The 1,080-nt window shown below is 72.2% G+C and carries 1 protein-coding gene and 2 pseudogenes; all 3 read left to right on the top strand.

Annotated elements, in window-relative coordinates; all coding sequences use genetic code 11:
• A pseudogene (locus ACIRS1_RS38480) lies at positions 1-94 on the top strand (roadblock/LC7 domain-containing protein); the annotation flags it as partial.
• A 161-nt stretch (positions 95-255) separates the two neighbouring features.
• Positions 256-951 carry a DUF742 domain-containing protein gene (locus ACIRS1_RS38475; protein WP_360223521.1) on the top strand — a complete coding sequence of 232 codons (696 nt, stop codon included), beginning with the start codon at positions 256-258 and terminating at the stop codon, positions 949-951.
• Positions 932-1,080 (top strand): annotated as a pseudogene (locus ACIRS1_RS38470) (ATP-binding protein); the annotation flags it as partial. The gene ACIRS1_RS38475 and the pseudogene ACIRS1_RS38470, both read left to right, overlap by 20 nt.

Raw genomic sequence — 1,080 nt, 5'->3', positions numbered from 1 at the left:
CGTCGGCTACGAGATGGCCCTGCTCGTCGACCGCGCCGGCGCCGTCCTCACCCCCGCACTCCGCGCGGAACTCCAGGGCAGTCTCCTGCACTGACGGTTCGTCGGATACCGTCCAGGTATTCGAAGTACCTCCGCGTCCCTCCCGGGCCCGCTTCGGCGGGCTCGGGTTCGGACGTTGTACGGCCTTCGCACCACCGGCTCCGGACCTGCGCCGAAGCTCGCACCGCACCGCCGCACCCTGTGAGGAGAGGAACCGTGACACCGCCCGACGACCGTAGCGGCCAGTACGGCGTTCCGTACCCCGGCACAGGCCATGACGCCTTCGGAGCACCTGGCGTCGGCCACGGTCAGCAGTACGGCCGGCCGCAGCACGCCGAGCAGTACGACCAGCACCAGTACGGGCAGCCCCAGCACCCGTACGGCCGGCAGGAACAATACGACCCGCAGGGCCGGCAGGGGCCGTGGGGCCAGCCCGGCCCCTACGGACAGCCGCAGCCCTCCTACGGCACGCCGCAGCCCGGCCCGCCGGTCCCGACGCCCGAACCGGCCCCCGGCTACCAGCCGGCCCAGGAGCCCGGGCACGTCGAGGAGTTCGAGGACGAGACCGACTCCGGCCCGCTGATCCGGCCCTTCGCGATGACCGGCGGCCGCACCAGACCGCGCTACGAGCTCGCGCTGGAGGCCCTCGTCTCCGCCGACGTCGACCCGCAGCGGCTGGCCACCCTGCTCCCCGAGCACCAGCGGATCTGCACGCTGTGCACGGAGGTCAAATCCGTCGCGGAGGTGTCGGCGCTGCTCTCGCTTCCCCTGGGAGTGGCCCGCATCCTCGTGGCCGACCTGGCCGAGGCCGGCCTGGTCGCCATCCACCAGCCCGCTTCCGGCGGCGAATCCGGAAACCAGCCCGACGTCACGCTGCTCGAAAGGGTCCTCAGTGGACTTCGCAAGCTCTAACGCGGCCGCCCCCACCCGCGCCACCACCTCCGCGAAGATCGTCGTCGCGGGCGGCTTCGGTGTCGGCAAGACCACGCTCGTCGGCGCCGTCTCCGAGATCAACCCCCTGCGCACCGAAGCCGTCATGAC

It is taken from the genome of Kitasatospora sp. NPDC101176, assembly GCF_044768035.1.
GTDB lineage: Bacteria > Actinomycetota > Actinomycetes > Streptomycetales > Streptomycetaceae > Kitasatospora.
This window is presented reverse-complemented; position numbering and strand designations above follow the sequence as displayed.